The sequence below is a fragment of the Pseudomonas sp. Con_6 genome, assembly GCF_059379395.1.
Window position 1 is genome coordinate 202,265 of sequence record NZ_CM182011.1, and the last position, 23,963, is coordinate 226,227.

General features: G+C 63.5%; 4 protein-coding genes. 1 reads left to right on the forward strand and 3 read right to left on the reverse strand.

Going from position 1 to position 23,963, the window contains the following annotated elements:
* Position 1 precedes the first annotated feature (1 nt).
* Positions 2-1,933: a cyclic di-GMP receptor LapD gene (lapD, locus tag AC5QPF_RS00975; RefSeq protein WP_494961624.1), complete on the forward strand. Its 1,932-nt coding sequence runs from the start codon at positions 2-4 to the stop codon at positions 1,931-1,933.
* A 28-nt stretch (positions 1,934-1,961) separates the two neighbouring features.
* Here lapD and AC5QPF_RS00980 read toward each other — a convergent pair whose 3' ends face one another.
* The 3 genes from AC5QPF_RS00980 to AC5QPF_RS00990 all read right to left on the reverse strand — a co-directional run bounded on the left by AC5QPF_RS00980 (position 1,962) and on the right by AC5QPF_RS00990 (position 23,824).
* Positions 1,962-2,303, reverse strand: a complete 342-nt coding sequence (locus tag AC5QPF_RS00980; RefSeq protein ID WP_494961625.1) for a tryptophan synthase subunit beta — start codon at positions 2,301-2,303, stop codon at positions 1,962-1,964.
* A 318-nt stretch (positions 2,304-2,621) separates the two neighbouring features.
* Complete coding sequence (locus AC5QPF_RS00985) at positions 2,622-3,353, reverse strand: type I secretion C-terminal target domain-containing protein (protein WP_494964101.1); 732 nt, start codon at positions 3,351-3,353, stop codon at positions 2,622-2,624.
* The gene (locus AC5QPF_RS00990) at positions 3,293-23,824 is read right to left on the reverse strand and encodes an immunoglobulin-like domain-containing protein (protein WP_494961626.1); all 20,532 of its coding nucleotides are present in this window, start codon (positions 23,822-23,824) and stop codon (positions 3,293-3,295) included. The genes AC5QPF_RS00985 and AC5QPF_RS00990 overlap by 61 nt, the downstream gene beginning before the upstream one ends.
* Positions 23,825-23,963: the final 139 nt, after the last annotated feature.

Sequence of the window (23,963 nt, forward strand, 5' to 3'; positions counted from 1 at the left end):
GATGTCACTGTTCAAACAATTGTTGCTCGCCATCTGCCTGTTCCTGGTGGTCGCTTTCAGTGGCAGCTTCATGGTCAGCCTGGAAAGCTCGCGCAGCCAGTACGTCAACCAGTTGCGCTCCCACGCCCAGGACGCCGCCACGGCGCTGGCGCTGTCGCTGACGCCGAACCTGGATGACCCGGCGATGGTCGAGCTGCTGGTCAGCTCGATCTTCGACAGCGGTTACTACGCCAGCATCCGCGTGGTCGACCTCGGTTCCAACGCCGTGCTGGTAGAGCGGCATGCCGATCCCGACCCGGGCGGGGTACCGCAATGGTTCATCAAGATGATTGGCCTGGAAGCTGCGGGCGGCGATGCCATTGTCATGCGTGGCTGGCAGCAGGCGGCGCGGGTCGAGGTGGTCAGCCACCCGATGTTCGCTCTTGCCAAGCTGTGGCAGAGCGCTCTCGGCAGCCTTGGCTGGCTGCTGCTGTGTGGTGCCCTGAGTGCGGTGGCGGGAGCGCTGTTGCTGCGTCGGCAACTGCGGCCGCTGGACTACATGGTCGAGCAGTCCCACGCCATCGCCCGTCGCGAGTTCCTCAGCCTTCCGGACCTGCCGCGAACCCCTGAGCTGCGCCGCGTGGTCCAGGCGATGAACCAGATGGTCGAGAAGCTCAAGGCGCTGTACAAGGAACAGGCCGAGCGCAGCGAAAAGCTGCGGGTCGAGTCCTATCAGGACAGCCTCACCGGTCTTGCCAACCGGCGCTATTTCGAGATGCAACTGAACGCCCGCGTGAGCAATCTGGAAGAGGCTCGCGAAGGCTATCTGCTTCTTTTGCGGGTCCAGGACCTCGCCGGTCTCAACTCGCGTCTTGGCGGCCAGCGTACCGACCAGTTGCTGCAGGCGGTGGGTCAGCAACTGCAGCGCATCTGTGCCAGCTTCCCGGAAACCAACAACCTGATCACCCGCAGCCGTGGCGGCGAGTTCGCCGTGCTGGCGCCGGGCATGGTGCATGACGATGCCATTCGCCTGGCCGAAGCGCTGGAAGCCGGCCTGCGCGGCATTTCCGATGTCACCCCGTCGGTGTGCATTGGCCTTGCGCCATTCAGCCCCGGGGACGAGCCCAAGGCGCTGCTACAGCTGGCCGACGAGGCCCTGGCCCGCGCCCAGAGCCAGCCGGAGCCGTCCTGGGTGTGCCTGGAGCAGGGCTCCGCGTCCCACGCCAGCGACAACCTTCGCCAGTGGCACACACTGCTGGACGAGTCCCTGACCCATGGGCGCTTCCAGCTGTTCTTCCAGCCGGTGGTGGACAGCAACCAACTGGAGCGTGTGCTGCACTACAAGGTGCTGTCGCGCCTGGTCGACGACAACGGCGAGACTATCGCCGCCGGCCGTTTCCTGCCCGCACTGGAGCGCTTCGGCTGGGCGACCCGGCTCGACCTGGTGATGCTGGACAAGGTGCTCAAGCAGATGCATGGCCATGATCGGTCACTGGCCCTGAACCTCTCAGCGACTACGGTCAACGACCCCGCCAGCCTGCAGAAGGTCTTCGACCTGCTGGCCCAGCACGCTGCGCTCGGCCCGCGCCTGACCCTGGAAATCGCCGAGGAACAGTTGCCCGAGCAGGCGGTGCTGGAACAACTGACCCGACGCCTGAGAGCGCTGGGCTTCAGTCTCAGCCTGCAGCATTTCGGTGGCCGCTTCAGCATGATCGGCAACCTCGCGCACCTTGGCCTGGCCTACCTGAAGATCGACGGCAGCTACATTCGCGCCATCGACCAGGAGCAGCACAAGCGTCTGTTCATCGAAGCCATCCAGCGCGCAGCGCACAGCATTGACCTGCCACTGATCGCCGAGCGTGTGGAAACCGAAGGGGAGCTGCAGGTGCTGCGGGAAATGGATATTCAGGGCGTGCAGGGCCGGCTGGTGGGCGAGCCGGCGCCTTGGGCGTGAACCCGGCCCCTTGATGGGGCCGACGGGTTCAGATCAGACCGCCGACCTCTTCGTCGTCGATGAGGTTGTTCAGGCCACCGAGGGCAGCACGTGCGGTATTGCGGTTGAGCAGTTTGGCCTGGGCACCGGGGGGCAGATCGGTGATGCTGATCACGCCCTTGCTGGTCAGCACCTCGATCAGGTCTTCCAGTACCCGGATCATGTCAAGGTCGCTCTGCTTGAGTTGCTTGAGGCTGTTCTCCACCACATCGTCGGCGAACCACTCCAGCACCTCGGCGTGATCGGCCGGGAGAATCTCCGTGGCTTCGGCAAAGGCAGCCGGCTCGACCCGCGCCAATTGGCCGTCCGCATCGCGTTGCACGTAGAACATGGGGTTTCCTCGTGAATGTGAATCCATAGTCGCTTTCAGAGAATAGGCCCTCTATCAGAAATGGCTATGCCGTTGATGCGGCGTTGCGAACGGGCTCCCATCATCAGGACCGAACAGCTCCAACGTACGACGCGGACCCTGTGGGAGCGGGTTCACCCGCGATTGCGGTAGTGAAGTCACCGTCGCAATTGCGGGTAAACCCGCTCCCAAAAGGGGCATACGTACATCCGCCGGTCCGGTGGCGCGCCAGTATGCGCTGCGAGCGTTTCCTGGCCAAGACCGCACCCGCCCCCGAAGGGGCGGGCACGCTTCCCGTCATCAGCTGTTGTTGTGATCGATCTTGATGGTCGGGTCGGCACCGCTGATCAACGAGTTGATCGTGGTGTTGGACCAGTTCACCCCTTCCAGCTTGATCGTGACGTCGGCGTTGGCGATGCCGCCGGCAGCGTTGAGCTTGCCTTCACTGCTGACCTGCAGGGTAGACTCGCCGTTCACCGTGGTGATCTTCAGGTAGTTGTCGATGGTGCTGGCCTTCTCGCCCTGGAGCAGGTCGCTCAGGTCGAGACGGTCACCCTCGGCCGCCTTGAAGTCCTTGATGATGTCGTTGCCGACATCGCCCGCCTTCCAGATGAAGGTGTCGGCGCCGGCACCACCGGTCATGGTGTCATTGCCACTACCGCCGAACAGCAGATCGTTGCCATCGCCGCCGAGCAGGGTGTCGTTGCCACTGCCGCCCAACAGGATGTCATTGCCTGCTCCGCCGTCGAGCAGGTCGTTACCGCCCTGGCCGAAGAGGATGTCGTTGCCGTTGCCGCCGTACAGCTTGTCGTCGCCATCGCTCGTACGCGACACGTCGAACTCGCTGACGTGTTCGGTGACGTACTGGTGCAGCGTCCGCGCATCGACGGCACTGACATCCACCCCGGTCTGCAGCGCCACGTACGACTTCAGCGCCTCGGCACCGTTGCCGGCCACCTGGGAGAACATGATCAGGTCGCCGAACACGATGTCGTTGCCGTCGCCAGCGTTGACCGTGTCGTTGCCCGGCAGGGTCGCCCGGTGTGGCCGAGGATGGCGTTGGCCAGGTTGCTCGGGTCGATGTTGGTCTGCGGTACGCCGTCGGAGTCGTAGGGCTTCAGGTCATTGACGTTGACGCCGCTGTTCAGGCCGATCGCCTCCACCGCCGACAGCGCCTTGAGCGTGGCGAAGCTGGCCAGCGAGTTGCTGCTGGTATCGGAGTCGGTGTAGCTGCCCTGGCCGGCCAGGCTCGACAGCTCGTAGGTACCGTCGCCCTGGGCGTGCAGGGTACCGCTCAGCGACGAGTAGTTGCTGCCGTTCTTGTACAGGTTCAGGTTGCCGCTGCTGTCGATGGTCAGCTTGTTGCTGCTGTCGATGTTGACGTTGACCACCTGGCCGAGCTTGTAGCCGATCGACGTCAGGTAGCCGTCCATGGTGACTTCGGCCTTCGACCCGCTGGCTTTCACCAGCGTCGGGTTGGTGCGCTCGCCGGTCTGGTAGTAGGTCGGCTGGCCGTCGGTGATGAAGAAGGTCTGGTTGCTGGCGGTGACGCCGGCGTTCTTCAGGGCCTGGAACCAGTTGGCAGTGGTCTTGAACGCATCCTCGTAGTTGGTACCGCCACCGGCGGACATCGCGGTCAGGGCGTTCTTCAGGGTCGTCAGGGCATTGCTGTCGGCCAGGTTGACCGACACGGTGGATTTCACCTGGGTGGCGAAATCTACCAGGAGGATGTTCACCGTACCGGAGCTGGCGCCCTGAACACTGTTGGACAGGGTGTTGAACACCGACTGCAGGGCTTTCTGCGCTGCGTCCACGCCGTCCGACTTCATGCTGCCAGAGGTGTCGACGATAAACGCCAGGTTGTAGTTCTGCCCGGCAACCACGTGCAGGCCGTTGATGTCGGCGACGATCACGTCATTGCCGTCGGTACCGGTCCAGGTGTCGCTGTCGGCAGTGGCGTTGACCACCGCGTAGGTGTCCGGATAGACCGTGACCTTGATACTGCCGGTGGTGGCGGCGGTACTGCTGTTGACGGTCTCGGTGGAGGTCGAGGTGACCGACACGTCGAAGCTGCCGCTGTAGTACGCCGGCGGCTTGATGCTCAGGTTGTTCAGGTTCCAGCCGGTGACATCCACCGCAGTGGCACCCACGGTGATGCTGTGCCCGGCATTGTCGCTGACCACCGAGCCGGTCGGGATGCCGCCGAGCTTGACGCTCAGGGTTTCCGAGCCGTCGGTGTCGGTCAGGGCAGTGGTGATGCCGACCAGCTTGACGGTGCCACCCTCGCCGCTTTCGTTGAGTTTGTAGGCGTCGTAGTAGCCCTTGCCGCTGGTGCCGTGGAAGTCGGTGATGGTCACACCGGCCGCCGCCAGTGCGGTCGTGCTTGGGTACAGTGCGGTACCGACCTGGCTCAGGTCGATGGCCGCAGCGCCGTTGATCGACAGGTTGACGTCGTAGCTGCCCGGGCCCGCCTGGTTGTAGTGGTACACCTCGACGGTGTAGTAGCCACTCTTGGTCGGGGTGAAGGTCCCGCTCAACTGGCCACCGGCGCCCCAGGTGGTGCTGGCCACATCCTTGCCGCCGACGACTACCGCCAGGCTATCGTCGCCGGTACCGGTGAAGGTGTAGGTCTTGCCGGCTTCCATGTACATCAGGCCGGAAGTCTTCGAGGCGACGCCCGCGGTGACATCGGTCGAGGCGACGTTGGTCGCGATCGCGGTCGACTGCGCCTTGCCGGCCGCGGCGTCGATCACTGACTTCAGGGTCGCGGCATCGGCGCCATTACCGCTGGTACCCAGGCCGGACAGACCGGTGTAGATCTCCTTGGTCAGGCCGATCGAGGTCACGGCATTGCTGCCGATGGCCAGGGTCGGCTTGTCGGCGACCGGAGTGATGTCGATCTTCAGCGTGGCTTCGTTGCCCAGCGCCTGGCCGTCGTACGGCTTGTATTTGACCTGCGCGTAGTCGGCCTGCTGGTTACCCACGCCGGTGCCACCGTTGGCGGTGATGCCGGACTGGTTGGCCAGCGGTACGAACTTGACGTTACCCGCGTCGATATCGGCCTTGGTGAAGACCTTGCCAGCATCCGCCGCAGTGAGGGTCTTCCAGGTCGAACCGTCCTTGTACTGCAGGGTGCCGTTGGCAGGCAGTTGAGTGAAGGTGACACCCAGCGCGCTGGCGGCGTTGTCCAGATCGCTGATGCCGAGGCTGGTCCAGGTCAAGGCCAGGTCGGTGTCCTCGGTCCCGGTGATTTCGCCACCGGTGGCTGTCGGCGCATCGTTCACCGGCACCACGTTGACCGTGGTGGTGGCGACGTTCGAGGTGTTGACCCCGTCGGTCACCGTCACGGTGATGATCCGTGGCGTGCTGCTCGGGTCATCGCTGGTGTTGATGAAGGTGATGTTCTTCAGGCGCGCGATGTAGTCGGCGATGCTCGCGTTGCCGCTCAGGGTGATGGTCACCTTGTCGTTGGTGCTGACCACGTTGGCGGTGATGCCGCCAACGCTGTTGCCCAGGTTCAGTGCATCGCCTGCCATGCGGTTGGTCAGGGTGATGGTGGCACCGGTCATGTTGGTGCTGTCGATGTCGGTGATGCTCAGGTCGGTATCGCCGATGGACACGCCTGCGCCCGGCTGGCCTTCGGTGAAGGTCACCTGGTAATCCGCACCCGCCTTGCCGCTCGAGTCGTTGGCGTCCAGATCGAGGATCGGTGCCGGCTCGAAGATCTGCGTGGTCACGCTACCTGCGCTGCCGCTCACCACCAGGCTTTCGAAGTTACCGCCGCTGGCCGAGTCGACCTTGACGGTGAACTGCTCGGTGCCTTCGGTGACGGCGTCCTTGATGGTCGGGATGGTGAAGTCGACCTTGCTGGCACCGGCCGGGATGGTCACGGTGGTGACCCCGGTATAGTCGCTGCCGTTGGTGGCGGTGCCGGTGTAGCTCAGCTTCACGGTGACGGCGGACTGCGACGGGTTGCTCAGGTTGATCGTGTAGGTCGCGATGCCACCCTCGGCCACCGAGGTGGTGCCGGTGATGCTCACCGTGGTCGGGGTCATGGTGTCGGTGACCTGGGTGGTCACGTTGTTGGTGCTGAACGTCAGGTTCTCGAAGCCGCCGCCGCTGGCGCCGGTGATCTTCGTACTGATGCTGGTGGCGTCGATGTACGGCGTGTCGGCCGGAGCACTGACGGTGACGCTGTTGGACAGCGCATCCTTTGGAATGACGATGGTCAGTCCGTTGGACAGGGTCACGGTGACCGCCGATGCCGCCGGGTTGGTCAGGGTAGCGGTGTAGACGATCTGGCCGCCTTCCTGCACCGAGCTGGTGGCGCTCAGGCTGACGTTGGTGGTGTCGATCGGACCGTCGGTGACCGTGGTGCTGGTGGTGCCGGTGGCGTCCAGTTTCTCGTAGTTGCCGCCGCTCACCCCGGTGATGCTGTTGGTCAGCGTCGGGTTGGCGGTGTAGACGTTGTTCGGCGCGGTGAAGTTGACCGTGCCGACGGTCTGGCCGACTGCGATGGTGATGGTCTGGTTGTTGGCCAGGGTAATCACCAGCGGCGACACGGTGACCGGCGCGCTGACGGTGGCGGTGTAGACCACGGTGCCGCCCTCGGCCACGCTCGGGGTCGCGGTCAGGGTCACGGTGGAGGTGTCGATGGTATCGGTCACCGCCGTGACGGCTGGCGTGGTGCTGACGTTGACCTTCTCGAAGTCACCGCCGGTGGTGCCGGTGATGGTTGCGCTGACGTTAGTGGCATCGACGTAGACGCTGTTCTTCGGTGCATCGACAGTGACAGTACCTTCGGTGGCGCCCTTGGCGATGGTGATGGTCGAGCCGTTGGACAGGCTGACGGTCATCGCCGTGCCGGTCGGGTTGCTGACCTTGGCGGTGTAGGTGATCTGGCCACCTTCGTTGACACTGTTGGTCGCCGTCAGGGTGACGTTGGTGGTGTCCAGGTTGGCCGGATTGTCGGTCACGCTGGTCACCGGCGTACCGGCAGTGACCAGTTTCTCGTAGTTACCGCCGGACACGCTGCTGATGCTGGTGCTCAGCGACGCGTTAGTGGCGTACACGTTGTTCGGCGCGACCAGGGTCACCGTGCCCACGGTGGCACCGATGGCGATGGTGATCATCAGGTTGTTGGCCAGGTTGATCACCAGCGGTGCAACGGTGACCGGCGCGCTGACGGTGGCGGTGTAAGTGATCACGCCGCCTTCGGTTACGGTCGGGGTCGCTGTCAGGGTCACGGTCGACGTATCGATCGTATCGGTGACGGCGGTCACGGCCGGGGTCGAACTGACGTTCAGCTTCTCGAAGTCACCGCCGGTGGTGCCAGTGATGGTAGTGCTGACGTTGGTGGCGTCGACGTACACGCTGTTCTTCGGCGCATCGACCGTCACGGTACCTTCGGTAGCGCCCTTGGCGATGGTGATGGTCGAGCCGTTGCTCAGGCTCACGGTCATCGCGGTGCCGGCCGGGTTGGTCAGCTTGGCGGTGTAGGTGATCTGGCCGCCTTCCTGGACGGTGCCGGTGGCGGTCAGGCTGAGGTTGGTGGTGTCGAGGTTCGACGGGTTATCGGTGACCGTGGTGCTTGGGGTACCGGCGGTCACCAGCTTCTCGTAGTTGCCGCCGGACACATTGGTGATGCTGTTGGTCACTGCCGAGTTGGTGGCATAGACGTTGTTCGGTGCGGTGAAGTTGACCGTACCGACGGTCTGGCCGACATCAATGGTGATGGTCTGGTTGTTGGCCAGGGTGACCACCAGCGGAGCCACGGTGACCGGGGCGCTGACGGTGGCGGTGTAGGTGATCACACCGCCTTCGACGGCGCTCGGGGTCGCTGTCAGGGTCACGGTCGACGTGTCGATCGTGTCGGTGACGGCAGTCACGGCAGGCGTGCTGCTGACGTTCAGCTTCTCGAAATCACCACCGGTGGTGCCGGTGATGGTGGTGCTGACGTTGGTAGCGTCGACGTACACGCTGTTCTTCGGTGCATCGACCGTCACGGTGCCTTCGGTGGCGCCTTTGGCGATGGTGATGGTCGAGCCGTTGCTCAGGCTCACGGTCATCGCGGTGCCGGCCGGATTGGTCAGTTTGGCGATGTAAGTGATCTGGCCGCCTTCCTGAACGGAACCGGTGGCGGTGAGGCTCAGGCCGGTGCTGTCGAGGTTGGCCGGATTGTCGGTAATCGCCGTGGTTGGCGTGCCGACGGTCACCAGCTTCTCGTAGTTGCCACCGGTCACGTTGGTGATGGTGTTGGTCACCGCCGCATTGGTGGCATAGACGTTGTTCGGTGCGGTGAAGTCGACCGTACCGACGGTCTGGCCGACCGCGATGGTGATGGTCTGGTTGTTGGCCAGGGTGACCACCAGCGGAGCCACGGTGACCGGGGCGCTGACGGTAGCGGTGTAGGTGATCACACCGCCTTCGACGGCGCTCGGGGTCGCTGTCAGGGTCACGGTCGACGTGTCGATCGTGTCGGTGACGGCAGTCACGGCAGGCGTGCTGCTGACGTTCAGCTTCTCGAAATCACCACCGGTGGTGCCGGTGATGGTGGTGCTGACGTTGGTAGCGTCGACGTACACGCTGTTCTTCGGTGCATCGACCGTCACGGTGCCTTCGGTGGCGCCTTTGGCGATGGTGATGGTCGAGCCGTTGCTCAGGCTCACGGTCATCGCGGTGCCGGCCGGATTGGTCAGTTTGGCGATGTAAGTGATCTGGCCGCCTTCCTGAACGGAACCAGTGGCGGTGAGGCTCAGGCCGGTGCTGTCGAGGTTGGCCGGATTGTCGGTAATCGCCGTGGTTGGCGTGCCGGCGGTTTCCAGCTTCTCGTAGTTGCCGCCCGAGACGTTGGTGATGCTGTTGGTCACGGCCGGGTTGGTGGCGTAGACGTTGTTCGGTGCGGTGAAGTTGACCGTACCGACGGACTCGCCAACCGGAATGGTAATGGTCTGGTTGTTCGCCAGGGTGATGACCAGGGCGGTACCGGTAACTGGAGCAGTGACGGACGCGGTGTAGGTGACCACACCACCTTCAACGGCGCTCGGCGTCGCGGTCAGGGTGACGGTCGACGTATCGATGGTGTCGGTCACCGCGGTGACGGCTGGCGTCGGGCTGACTTCCAGCTTCTCGAAGTCGCCGCCAGTGGTACCGGTCACGGTGACGCTGACGTTGCCTGCGTCCACATAAACGGTGTTCTGCGGTGCCGCGACAGTGATCGAGCCTTCAGTCTGGCCCTTGGCGATGGTGATGGTTTCACCGTTGCTCAGGGTGACCTTCATCTCGGTGCCGGTCGGATTGGTCACGCGAGCGGTGTAGATGATCTCGCCGCCTTCCTGGACATTGCCGGTGGCGCTCAAGGTCAGGCCGGTGGTGTCCAGACGCGCTGGATCGTCGGTGACGACGGTGGTCGGCGTGCCGGCGGTTTCCAGGTGCTCGTAGTTGCCGCCGGTGACGCCCGTGATGCTGTTGGTCAGCGGAGTGTTGGTGTTCAGCACGTTGTTCGGCGCGATGAAGTCGACCGAGCCGCTGGTGGCGTTGACCGGGATGGTGATCGACTGACCGTTGGCCAGGCTGATGACCAGTGCGGTGCCGGTAACTGGAGCAGTGACGGAGGCGGTGTAGGTCACTACGCCGCCTTCAACGGCGCTCGGCGTCGCGGTCAGCGTCACAGTGCTGGTGTCGATGGTGTCGGTAACGGCAGTCACCGCCGGGGTCGGGCTGACTTCGAGTTTCTCGAAATCACCACCGGTGGTGCCGGTGACGGTCACGCTGACGTTGCCTGCGTCGACATAAACGGTGTTCTGCGGCGCCGCGACAGTGATCGAGCCTTCGGTCTGGCCCTTGGCGATGGTGATGGTCTCACCGTTGCTCAGGGTGACCTTCATCTCGGTGCCGGTCGGGTTGGTGACCCGAGCGGTGTAGATGATGTCGCCGCCTTCCTGGACGTTGCCGGTGGCGCTCAAGGTCAGGCCGGTAGTGTCCAGGCGAGCCGGGTCATCGGTCACGACGGTGGTCGGCGAGCCGGCGGTTTCCAGGTGCTCGTAGTTACCGCCCGTCACGCCCGTGATGCTGTTGGTCAGCGGAGTGTTGGTGTTCAACACGTTGTTCGGCGCGATGAAGTCGACCGAGCCGCTGGTGGCGTTGACCGGGATGGTGATCGATTGGCCGTTCGCCAACGAAATCACCAGCGCAGTGCCAGTCACCGGAGCGGTGACGCTAGCGGTGTAGGTCACTACGCCGCCTTCAACGGCACTCGGCGTTGCAGTCAGGGTAACGGTGCTGGTGTCGATGGTGTCGGTTACAGCGGTGACAGCCGGAGTCGGACTAACCTCGAGCTTCTCGAAATCACCACCGGTGGTGCCGGTCACGGTCACGCTGACATTGCCGGCATCGACGTAGACCGTGTTCTGCGGTGCAGCAACGGTGATGCTGCCCTCGGTCTGGCCTTTGGCAATGGTGATGGTTTCACCATTGCTGAGGGTGACCTTCATCTCGGTACCAGTTGGATTGGTCACGCGAGCGGTATAGATGATCTCGCCGCCTTCCTGGACATTGCCGGTGGCGGAGAGGGTCAGGCCAGTAGTGTCCAGGCGAGCCGGGTCATCGGTCACGACGGTGGTCGGCGAGCCAGCAGTTTCCAGATGCTCGTAGTTGCCACCGGTAACCCCGGTGATGCTGTTGGTCAGCGGAGTGTTGGTGTTCAGGACGTTGTTCGGTGCGATGAAGTCGACCGAACCGCTGGTGGCATTGACCGGGATGGTGATGCTTTGGCCATTCGCCAACGAAATCACCAGTGGGGTGCCAGTCACCGGAGCAGTGACGGAGGCGGTGTAGGTCACTACGCCGCCTTCAACGGCGCTCGGCGTCGCGGTCAGCGTCACAGTGCTGGTGTCGATGGTGTCGGTGACAGCAGTCACAGCCGGGGTCGGGCTGACTTCGAGTTTCTCGAAATCGCCACCGGTGGTGCCGGTTACAGTGACGCTGACGTTGCCTGCGTCCACATAAACGGTGTTCTGCGGCGCCGCAACAGTGATCGAACCTTCAGTCTGGCCCTTGGCGATGGTGATGGTTTCACCGTTGCTCAGGGTGACCTTCATCTCGGTGCCGGTCGGATTGGTCACGCGAGCGGTGTAGATGATGTCGCCGCCTTCCTGGACGTTGCCGGTGGCGGAGAGCGTCAGGCCAGTAGTGTCCAGACGTGCTGGATCGTCGGTCACGACGGTGGTCGGAGTACCCGCGGTTTCCAGGTGCTCGTAGTTGCCACCGGTGACGCCCGTGATGCTGTTGGTCAGCGGGGTGTTGGTGTTCAGGACGTTGTTCGGTGCGATGAAATCGACCGAACCGCTGGTGGCGTTCACTGGGATGGTGATCGACTGACCATTGGCGAGGCTGATAACCAAGGCAGTGCCGGTTACCGGAGCGGTGACGCTGGCGGTGTAGGTGACGACGCCGCCTTCAACGGCGCTCGGGGTCGCAGTCAGGGTGACGGTGCTGGTGTCGATGGTGTCGGTGACAGCAGTCACAGCCGGGGTCGGGCTGACTTCGAGTTTCTCGAAATCGCCACCGGTGGTGCCGGTCACGGTCACGCTGACATTGCCGGCGTCCACATACACGGTGTTTTGCGGCGCTGCGACAGTAATCGAGCCTTCAGTCTGGCCCTTGGCGATGGTGATGGTTTCACCGTTGCTCAGGGTGATCTTCATCTCGGTGCCGGTCGGGTTGGTGACCCGAGCGGTGTAGATGATCTCGCCGCCTTCCTGCACGTTGCCGGTGGCGCTCAAGGTCAGGCCGGTGGTGTCCAGACGCGCTGGATCGTCGGTGACGACGGTGGTCGGCGTGCCGGCGGTTTCCAGATGCTCGTAGTTGCCACCGGTAACCCCGGTGATGCTGTTGGTCAGCGGGGTGTTGGTGTTCAGCACGTTGTTCGGTGCGATGAAATCGACCGAACCGCTGGTGGCGTTCACTGGGATGGTGATCGACTGACCATTGGCCAGGCTGATAACCAAGGCAGTGCCGGTTACCGGAGCGGTGACGCTGGCGGTGTAGGTCACTACGCCGCCTTCAACGGCGCTCGGCGTCGCGGTCAGGGTGACGGTCGACGTATCGATAGTGTCGGTCACCGCGGTGACGGCTGGCGTCGGGCTGACTTCCAGCTTCTCGAAGTCGCCGCCAGTGGTACCGGTCACGGTGACGCTGACATTGCCTGCATCGACGTAAACAGTGTTCTGCGGCGCCGCAACAGTGATCGAGCCTTCAGTCTGGCCCTTGGCGATGGTGATGGTTTCACCATTGCTCAGGGTGACCTTCATCTCGGTGCCGGTCGGATTGGTCACGCGAGCGGTGTAGATGATCTCGCCGCCTTCCTGGACATTGCCGGTGGCGGAGAGGGTCAGGCCGGTAGTGTCCAGACGTGCTGGATCGTCGGTAACGACGGTGGTCGGAGTACCGGCGGTTTCCAGATGCTCGTAGTTGCCACCGGTAACCCCGGTGATGCTGTTGGTCAGCGGGGTGTTGGTGTTCAGCACGTTGTTCGGTGCGATGAAATCGACCGAACCGCTGGTGGCGTTGACCGGGATGGTGATCGACTGACCGTTGGCCAGGCTGATGACCAGTGCGGTGCCGGTAACTGGAGCAGTGACGGACGCGGTGTAGGTGACCACACCACCTTCAACAGCGCTCGGCGTCGCGGTCAGGGTGACGGTCGACGTATCGATGGTGTCGGTCACCGCGGTGACGGCTGGCGTCGGGCTGACTTCCAGCTTCTCGAAGTCGCCGCCAGTGGTGCCGGTCACGGTCACGCTGACATTGCCGGCGTCCACATACACGGTGTTTTGCGGCGCTGCGACAGTAATCGAGCCTTCAGTCTGGCCCTTGGCAATGGTGATGGTTTCACCATTGCTGAGGGTGACCTTCATCTCGGTACCAGTTGGGTTGGTGACCCGAGCGGTGTAGATGATCTCGCCGCCTTCCTGGACGTTGCCGGTCGCGGAGAGGGTCAGGCCGGTAGTGTCCAGACGTGCTGGATCGTCGGTCACGACGGTGGTCGGAGTACCGGCGGTTTCCAGGTGCTCGTAGTTGCCACCGGTGACGCCCGTGATGCTGTTGGTCAGCGGGGTGTTGGTGTTCAGCACGTTGTTCGGTGCGATGAAGTCGACCGAGCCGCTGGTGGCATTGACCGGGATGGTGATGCTCTGGCCGTTAGCCAACGAAATCACCAGTGCAGTGCCAGTCACCGGAGCGGTGACGCTGGCGGTGTAGGTGACGACGCCGCCTTCAACGGCGCTCGGGGTCGCAGTCAGGGTGACGGTGCTGGTGTCGATGGTGTCGGTGACAGCAGTCACAGCCGGGGTCGGGCTGACTTCGAGTTTCTCGAAATCGCCACCGGTGGTGCCGGTCACGGTCACGCTGACGTTGCCTGCGTCCACATACACGGTGTTCTGCGGTGCCGCGACAGTGATCGAGCCTTCGGTCTGGCCCTTGGCGATGGTGATGGTTTCACCATTGCTGAGGGTGACCTTCATCTCGGTGCCGGTCGGATTGGTCACGCGAGCGGTGTAGATGATCTCGCCGCCTTCCTGGACGTTGCCGGTGGCGCTCAAGGTCAGGCCGGTAGTGTCCAGACGTGCTGGATCGTCGGTCACGACGGTGGTCGGAGTACCGGCGGTTTCCAGGTGCTCGTAGTTACCGCCCGTCACGCCCGTGATGCTGTTGGTCAGCGGGGTGTTGGTGTTCAACACGTTGTTCGGCGCGATGAAGTCGACCGAGCCGCTGGTGGCGTTGACCGGGATGGTGATCGACTGACCATTGGCCAGGCTGATAACCAAGGCAGTGCCGGTTACCGGAGCGGTGACGCTGGCGGTGTAGGTGACGACGCCGCCTTCAACGGCGCTCGGGGTCGCAGTCAGGGTGACGGTGCTGGTGTCGATGGTGTCGGTGACAGCAGTCACAGCCGGGGTCGGGCTGACTTCGAGTTTCTCGAAATCGCCACCGGTGGTGCCGGTCACGGTCACGCTGACATTGCCGGCGTCCACATACACGGTGTTTTGCGGCGCTGCGACAGTAATCGAGCCTTCAGTCTGGCCCTTGGCAATGGTGATGGTCTCACCATTGCTGAGGGTGACCTTCATCTCGGTACCGGTCGGGTTGGTGACCCGAGCGGTGTAGATGATGTCGCCGCCTTCCTGGACGTTGCCGGTGGCGCTCAAGGTCAGGCCGGTAGTGTCCAGACGTGCTGGATCGTCGGTAACGACGGTGGTCGGAGTACCGGCGGTTTCCAGGTGCTCGTAGTTGCCGCCCGTCACGCCGGTGATGCTGTTGGTCAGCGGGGTGTTGGTGTTCAACACGTTGTTCGGTGCGATGAAGTCGACCGAACCGCTGGTGGCGTTCACTGGGATGGTGATCGACTGACCATTGGCGAGGCTGATAACCAAGGCAGTGCCGGTTACCGGAGCGGTGACGCTGGCGGTGTAGGTCACTACGCCGCCTTCAACGGCGCTCGGCGTCGCGGTCAGCGTCACAGTGCTGGTGTCGATGGTATCGGTAACGGCAGTCACAGCCGGAGTCGGACTAACCTCGAGCTTCTCGAAGTCGCCGCCAGTGGTGCCGGTGACAGTGACGCTGACGTTGCCTGCGTCGACATACACGGTGTTCTGTGGCGCCGCGACAGTGATCGAGCCTTCGGTCTGGCCCTTGGCGATGGTGATGGTTTCACCATTGCTGAGGGTGACCTTCATCTCGGTGCCGGTCGGATTGGTCACGCGAGCGGTGTAGATGATCTCGCCGCCTTCCTGGACATTGCCGGTGGCGGAGAGGGTCAGGCCAGTAGTGTCCAGGCGAGCCGGGTCATCGGTCACGACGGTGGTCGGCGTGCCAGCAGTTTCCAGGTGCTCGTAGTTGCCACCGGTGACGCCCGTGATGCTGTTGGTCAGCGGGGTGTTGGTGTTCAACACGTTGTTCGGCGCGATGAAGTCGACCGAGCCGCTGGTGGCGTTGACCGGGATGGTGATCGACTGACCATTGGCCAGGCTGATAACCAAGGCAGTGCCGGTTACCGGAGCGGTGACGCTGGCGGTGTAGGTGACGACGCCGCCTTCAACGGCGCTCGGGGTCGCAGTCAGGGTGACGGTGCTGGTGTCGATGGTGTCGGTGACAGCAGTCACAGCCGGGGTCGGGCTGACTTCGAGTTTCTCGAAATCACCACCGGTGGTGCCGGTCACGGTCACGCTGACATTGCCGGCGTCCACATAAACGGTGTTTTGCGGAGCTGCGACAGTGATCGAGCCTTCAGTCTGGCCCTTGGCGATGGTGATGGTTTCACCGTTGCTCAGGGTGATCTTCATCTCGGTGCCGGTCGGGTTGGTGACCCGAGCGGTGTAGATGATCTCGCCGCCTTCCTGGACGTTGCCGGTTGCGGAGAGGGTCAGGCCGGTAGTGTCCAGACGTGCTGGATCGTCGGTAACGACGGTGGTCGGCGAGCCAGCAGTTTCCAGATGCTCGTAGTTGCCACCGGTGACGCCCGTGATGCTGTTGGTCAGCGGAGTGTTGGTGTTCAGCACGTTGTTCGGTGCGATGAAATCGACCGAACCGCTGGTGGCGTTGACCGGGATGGTGATCGACTGACCGTTGGCCAGGCTGATGACCAGTGCGGTGCCGGTAACTGGAGCAGTGACGGACGCGGTGTAGGTGACCACACCACCTTCAACAGCGCTCGGCGTCGCGGTCAGGGTGACGGTCGACGTATCGATGGTGTCGGTCACCGCGGTGACGGCTGGCGTCGGGCTGACTTCCAGCTTCTCGAAGTCGCCGCCAGTGGTACCGGTCACGGTGACGCTGACGTTGCCTGCGTCCACATAAACGGTGTTCTGCGGTGCCGCGACAGTGATCGAGCCTTCAGTCTGGCCCTTGGCAATGGTGATGGTTTCACCATTGCTGAGGGTGACCTTCATCTCGGTACCAGTTGGGTTGGTGACCCGAGCGGTGTAGATGATCTCGCCGCCTTCCTGGACGTTGCCGGTGGCGCTCAAGGTCAGGCCGGTGGTGTCCAGACGCGCTGGATCGTCGGTGACGACGGTGGTCGGCGAGCCAGCAGTTTCCAGATGCTCGTAGTTGCCACCGGTAACCCCGGTGATGCTGTTGGTCAGCGGGGTGTTGGTGTTCAGCACGTTGTTCGGTGCGATGAAATCGACCGAACCGCTGGTGGCGTTGACCGGGATGGTGATCGACTGACCGTTGGCCAGGCTGATGACCAGTGCGGTGCCGGTAACTGGAGCAGTGACGGACGCGGTGTAGGTGACCACACCACCTTCAACAGCGCTCGGCGTCGCGGTCAGGGTGACGGTTGACGTATCGATGGTGTCCGTAACGGCAGTGACGGCAGGCGTCGGGCTGACTTCCAGCTTCTCGAAGTCGCCGCCAGTAGTACCAGTCACGGTGACGCTGACATTGCCGGCGTCCACATACACGGTGTTTTGCGGCGCTGCGACAGTGATCGAGCCTTCAGTCTGGCCCTTGGCAATGGTGATGGTTTCACCATTGCTGAGGGTGACCTTCATCTCGGTGCCGGTCGGGTTGGTGACCCGAGCGGTGTAGATGATGTCGCCGCCTTCCTGCACGTTGCCGGTCGCGGAGAGGGTCAGGCCGGTAGTGTCCAGACGTGCTGGATCGTCGGTCACGACGGTGGTCGGCGAGCCGGCGGTTTCCAGGTGCTCGTAGTTACCGCCCGTCACGCCCGTGATGCTGTTGGTCAGCGGAGTGTTGGTGTTCAACACGTTGTTCGGCGCGATGAAGTCGACCGAGCCGCTGGTGGCGTTGACCGGGATGGTGATCGACTGACCGTTGGCCAACGAAATCACCAGTGGGGTACCAGTCACCGGAGCAGTGACGGAGGCGGTGTAGGTGACCACACCACCTTCAACAGCGCTTGGAGTCGCGGTCAGGGTGACGGTCGACGTATCGATGGTGTCCGTAACGGCAGTGACGGCAGGCGTCGGGCTGACTTCCAGCTTCTCGAAGTCGCCGCCGGTGGTACCGGTCACGGTGACGCTGACGTTGCCGGCATCGACGTAGACCGTGTTCTGCGGTGCAGCAACGGTGATGCTGCCCTCGGTCTGGCCTTTGGCAATGGTGATGGTCTCACCATTGCTGAGTGTGACCTTCATCTCGGTGCCGGTCGGGTTGGTCACGCGAGCGGTGTAGATGATCTCGCCGCCTTCCTGGACGTTGCCGGTCGCGGAGAGGGTCAGGCCGGTAGTGTCCAGACGTGCTGGATCGTCGGTCACGACGGTGGTCGGCGTGCCAGCAGTTTCCAGGTGCTCGTAGTTGCCACCGGTGACGCCCGTGATGCTGTTGGTCAGCGGAGTGTTGGTGTTCAGCACGTTGTTCGGTGCGATGAAATCGACCGAACCGCTGGTGGCGTTGACCGGGATGGTGATCGACTGACCGTTGGCCAGGCTGATGACCAGTGCGGTGCCGGTAACTGGAGCAGTGACGGACGCGGTGTAGGTGACCACACCACCTTCAACAGCGCTCGGCGTCGCGGTCAGGGTGACGGTTGACGTATCGATGGTGTCCGTAACGGCTGTGACGGCAGGCGTCGGGCTGACCTCGAGCTTCTCGAAGTCGCCGCCGGTGGTGCCGGTCACGGTGACGCTGACGTTGCCGGCATCGACGTAAACAGTGTTCTGCGGTGCCGCGACAGTGATCGAGCCTTCAGTCTGGCCCTTGGCGATGGTGATGGTTTCACCGTTGCTCAGGGTGACCTTCATCTCGGTGCCAGTTGGGTTGGTCACGCGAGCGGTGTAGATGATGTCGCCGCCTTCCTGGACGTTGCCGGTGGCGGAGAGAGTCAGACCGGTGGTGTCCAGACGTGCTGGATCGTCGGTAACGACGGTGGTCGGAGTACCCGCGGTTTCCAGATGCTCGTAGTTGCCGCCGGTGACGCCGGTGATGCTGTTGGTCAGCGGAGTGTTGGTGTTCAGGACGTTGTTCGGCGCGATGAAGTCGACCGAGCCGCTGGTGGCGTTGACCGGGATGGTGATCGACTGACCGTTGGCCAACGAAATCACCAGTGGGGTACCAGTCACCGGAGCAGTGACGGAGGCGGTGTAGGTGACCACACCACCTTCAACGGCGCTCGGCGTCGCGGTCAGGGTGACGGTCGACGTATCGATGGTGTCCGTAACGGCAGTGACGGCAGGCGTCGGGCTGACCTCGAGCTTCTCGAAGTCGCCGCCAGTGGTGCCGGTGACAGTGACGCTGACGTTGCCTGCGTCGACATACACGGTGTTCTGCGGCGCTGCGACAGTGATCGAGCCTTCAGTCTGGCCCTTGGCGATGGTGATGGTTTCACCATTGCTCAGGGTGACCTTCATCTCGGTGCCGGTCGGGTTGGTCACGCGAGCGGTGTAGATGATGTCGCCGCCTTCCTGGACGTTGCCGGTGGCGCTCAAGGTCAGGCCGGTAGTGTCCAGACGTGCTGGATCGTCGGTAACGACGGTGGTCGGAGTACCGGCGGTTTCCAGGTGCTCGTAGTTGCCGCCCGTCACGCCGGTGATGCTGTTGGTCAGCGGGGTGTTGGTGTTCAACACGTTGTTCGGTGCGATGAAGTCGACCGAACCGCTGGTGGCGTTCACTGGGATGGTGATCGACTGACCATTGGCCAGGCTGATAACCAAGGCGGTGCCGGTTACCGGAGCGGTGACGCTGGCGGTGTAGGTGACGACGCCGCCTTCAACGGCGCTCGGCGTCGCGGTCAGCGTCACAGTGCTGGTGTCGATGGTGTCGGTGACAGCAGTCACAGCCGGGGTCGGGCTGACTTCGAGTTTCTCGAAATCGCCACCGGTGGTGCCGGTTACAGTGACGCTGACGTTGCCTGCGTCGACATAAACGGTGTTTTGCGGCGCCGCGACAGTGATCGAGCCTTCAGTCTGGCCCTTGGCGATGGTGATGGTTTCACCATTGCTCAGGGTGACCTTCATCTCGGTGCCGGTCGGGTTGGTCACGCGAGCGGTGTAGATGATGTCGCCGCCTTCCTGGACGTTGCCGGTGGCGGAGAGCGTCAGGCCAGTAGTGTCCAGGCGAGCCGGATCGTCGGTGACGACGGTGGTCGGAGTACCCGCAGTTTCCAGGTGTTCGTAGTTGCCGCCCGTCACGCCCGTGATGCTGTTGGTCAGCGGAGTGTTGGTGTTCAACACGTTGTTCGGTGCGATGAAATCGACCGAACCGCTGGTGGCATTGACCGGGATGGTGATCGACTGACCATTGGCCAGGCTGATGACCAGAGCGGTACCGGTAACTGGAGCAGTGACGGACGCGGTGTAGGTGACTACACCACCTTCAACGGCGCTCGGCGTCGCGGTCAGGGTGACGGTCGACGTATCGATAGTGTCGGTCACCGCGGTGACGGCTGGCGTCGGGCTGACTTCCAGCTTCTCGAAGTCACCACCGGTGGTGCCGGTCACGGTGACGCTGACGTTGCCGGCGTCCACATACACGGTGTTTTGCGGCGCTGCGACAGTAATCGAGCCTTCAGTCTGGCCCTTGGCAATGGTGATGGTTTCACCATTGCTGAGGGTGACCTTCATCTCGGTACCGGTCGGGTTGGTGACCCGAGCGGTGTAGATGATCTCGCCGCCTTCCTGGACGTTGCCGGTGGCGCTCAAGGTCAGGCCGGTAGTGTCCAGACGTGCTGGATCGTCGGTAACGACGGTGGTCGGAGTACCTGCGGTTTCCAGGTGCTCGTAGTTGCCGCCCGTCACGCCGGTGATGCTGTTGGTCAGCGGAGTGTTGGTGTTCAACACGTTGTTCGGCGCAACGAAATCAACCGAAGCCGCGCTCTGGCCAACCGGAATGGTGATGCTCTGGCCATTGGCAAGGTTCACGACCAGTGCGGTGCCAGTGACTGGTGCGCTCACCGACGCGGTGTAGGTGACTACGCCACCTTCAACGGCGCTGGGCGTGGCAGTCAGGGTGACAGTCGAGGTATCGACGGTGTCGGTCACGGCAGTCACGGCCGGCGTCGCGCTGATATCCAGCTTCTCGAAGTCACCACCGGTGGTGCCGGTTACGGTGACGCTGACGTTGCCCGCATCCACATAGACGGTGTTCTGCGGTGCCGCGAAGGTCACGCTGCCTTCGGTCTGGCCCTTGGCGATGGTGATGGTCTCGCCATTGCTCAGGGTGACCTTCATCTCGGTGCCGGCCGGATTGCTCAGGGTGGCGGTGTAGACGATGTTGCCACCCTCGGCGACGGTACCAGTGGCGCTCAGGGTCAGGCTGGTGCTGTCCAGGTTGGCCGGGTCGTCGGTGACCGTGGTGGTGACGGTGCCGTTGTTGGCGACCAGGTTCTCGTAGTTGCCGCCACTGACGCCGGTGATGCTGTTGGTCAGCGCCGGGTTGGTGGCCAGTACGTTGTTCGGCGCGGTGAAGTCCACCGAGGCGGAGCTCTGGCCGACCGGGATGATGATGGTCTGGCCGTTGTTCAGGTTCACGGTCACCGGGGTGCCGGTCACCGGTGCGGACACAGACGCGGTATAGGTGACCACGCCGCCCTCGGTCACGCTCGGCGTGGCGGTCAGGGTAACGGTGGAGGTATCGGTGGTGTCGGTGACCGCCGTCACGGCAGGCACGTTGCTGACCGCCAGGTTCTCGAAGTTGCCGCCAGAGGTACCGGTTACGGTCACGCTCAGGTTGCCGCCGTCCTTGTAGACGGTGTCCTGCGGCGCCGCGACGGTGACGCTATTGGTGGTCTGGTTGGCGGCGATGACGATGGTCGCGCCGTTGGACAGGGTGACGGTGACCGGGGTACCCGCCGGATTGGTCAGGGTGGCGGTGTAGACGATGCTGCCGCCTTCGGCGACGGTGCCGGTGGCGGTCAGGGTCAGGTTGGTGGTGTCGACGGTGTCGGTGACGGTGGTGACCGCCGGGGCCGGGTTGGCCACCAGGCTTTCGAAGTTGCCGCCGCTGACGCCGGTGATCGTGGTGCTGACTGGCGCGGCGCCGGTGTAGACGTCGTTCGGCGCGGCAACCTGCACGGTGCCGCTGGTGCCGCCGACCGGGATGGTGATGGTCTGGCCATTGGACAGGGTCACGATCACCGGTGCGCCGGTCACCGGCGAGGTGACGCTGGCGGTGTAGGTGATCAGGCCGGTCTCGCCCACGGTCGGGCTGGCGCCGAGGCTGACGGTGGTGGTGTCGACGCTGTCGGTGACGGTGGTCACGGCCGGGGCCGGGTTGGCCACCAGGTTTTCGAAGTTGCCGCCGGTCACGTTGGTGATGGTGGTGCTGATCGGCGCGGCGCCGTTGTAGACGTCGTTTGGTGCGGTGACATTGACCGTGCCGCTGGTACCACCCACCGGAATGGTGATGGTCTGTCCGTTGGACAGGGTGACGACCACCGGGGTGCCGGTGACCGGCGCGCCTACGCTGGCGGTGTAGGTGATCACGCCGTTCTCGGCGACGCTGCTGTTGGCGGCCAGGCTGACGGTGGTGGTGTCGACGGTATCGGTGACGGTGGTCACGGCCGGGGCCGGGTTGGCCACCAGGCTTTCGAAGTTACCACCGGTCACGTTGGTGATAGTGGTGCTGATCGCCGGCGCGCCATTGTAGACATCGTTCGGTGCGGTGACATTGACCGTGCCGCTGCTGCCGCCGACCGGGATGGTGATGGTCTGGCCATTGGACAGGGTCACGATCACCGGTGCGCCGGTCACCGGCGAGGTGACACTGGCGGTGTAGGTGATCACGCCGTTCTCGCCCACGGTCGGGCTGGCGCCGAGGCTGACGGTGGTGGTGTCGACGCTGTCGGTGACGCTGGTCACGGCCGGGGCCGGGTTGGCCACCAGGTTCTCGAAGTTGCCGCCGGTCACATTGGTGATGGTGGTGCTGATCGGCGCGGCGCCGTTGTAGACGTCATTCGGTGCGGTGACATTGACCGTGCCGCTGGTGCCGCCGACCGGAATGGTGATGGTCTGGCCATTGGACAGGGTCACGACCACCGGTGCGCCGGTGACGGGCGCACCGACGCTGGCGGTATAGGTGATCACGCCGTTCTCGGCGACGCTGGTGTTGGCGGCCAGGCTGACGGTGGTGGTGTCGACCGTATCGGTGACGGTGGTCACAGCCGGAGTGGTGTTGGCGACCAGGTTTTCGTAGTTGCCGCCGGTCACGCCGGTGATAGTGGTGCTGATCGGGCTGGCGCCGTTGTACACGTCGTTCGGTGCGGTGACCTGCACGCTGCCGACGGACTCACCTACCGCGATGGTGATGGTCTGGCCATTGGACAAGGTTACGGTGACCGGCGAACCCGTGACTGGCGCGGTGACACTGGCGGTATAGGTGATCACGCCGTTCTCGGCGACGCTGCCGCTGGCGCCCAGGGTGACGGTGGTGGTGTCGATGGAGTCGACGATGGTGGTCACCGCTGGCGTGGTGCTCGGTACCAGGTTCTCGAAGTTGCCCCCGGACACGCCGGTGATGGTCGTGCTGACGGTACTGCCGTTGACGTACACGTCATTGGCGGCGGTCGGCACCTGGACGCTGCCGGTGGACTCGCCCGCAGCGATGACGATCGTCGAGCCGTTGGACAGGGTAATGGTGACCGGGGTCTGCGCCGGATTGTTCAGGCTGGCGGTGTAGACGATGGTGCCGCCTTCGGTGACGCTGCTGCCTGCGGTCAGGCTGACCGTGGTGGTATCGATGGTGTCGGTGATGGTGGTGACCGCCGGGGTGGTGTCCGGAGTGATCACCAGGCCTGCGCCGCCGCTGGTGCCAGCGATGGTGGTGGAAATCTGACGGTTGTCGATATAGACGTTGTCGCTGGCCGGAATCGCCACAGTGACGCTGCCACTCAGTTGGCCGGCGGCGATGGTGATTACCGAGCCATTGGAAAGCGTGACGGTCAGGTCGGTGGTCGGTGCTTGCGTAACGGTCGCGGTGTAGACAAGTGCACCGCCAGCTTCGGACACTTCAGGTGTCGCGGTCAGCACGAGGCCGGTCGCGCGCAGGTCTTCGGTCGTGGTGTCTGTCGTCGCACCGGTGAGCTGATCGTCGGCCGCCGCGGCGAAGTTCAGGCCTGCAGTCTCGTAGCCGATCGTCGGGTCTACCACCGCAGCCGTTGCATCCAGCATCACCGTGCTGTGGCCACCACCTGCAGCGCCACCGCCTGCGGAAGCCTCACCCGCAGCCGTCGCTTCCAGGTCTTTGGTCGGGTCGGCACCCGCGGCGATCGCCTGCTGCAGCTCTTCAACGGAAGGCGCGGCCTGAGCAGTGGCTTCTGCCAGGTCGGTGGTCGAAGCCGGGGCATCAGCACTCCATTGGCTCTCACGACCCAGATCGAGACTGCGGCCATCGGCCAGTTCCAAGGTCACGGCACCGGACAGCCCCGTCAAAACCTGGTCGCCAGTAAACAGGCGATCACCCTCGATGAGAATTCGCTGAACCCCCTCAGGGGAAACGGCAACGACCTGGCCAACAACACGTTTGACGATGGCGACAACACTGCTCATGACACTCTCCGAACTAACCGTTCCATGTGGCTTCCATACGCGATTGGGCTGGTGTGTGCCGCTATCTGCCTGGAAAGTTGCGCAAGGCGACTACAAAAATGATTTATGTCAATTTTATGGCTTTGCTTGGGTTCTAATT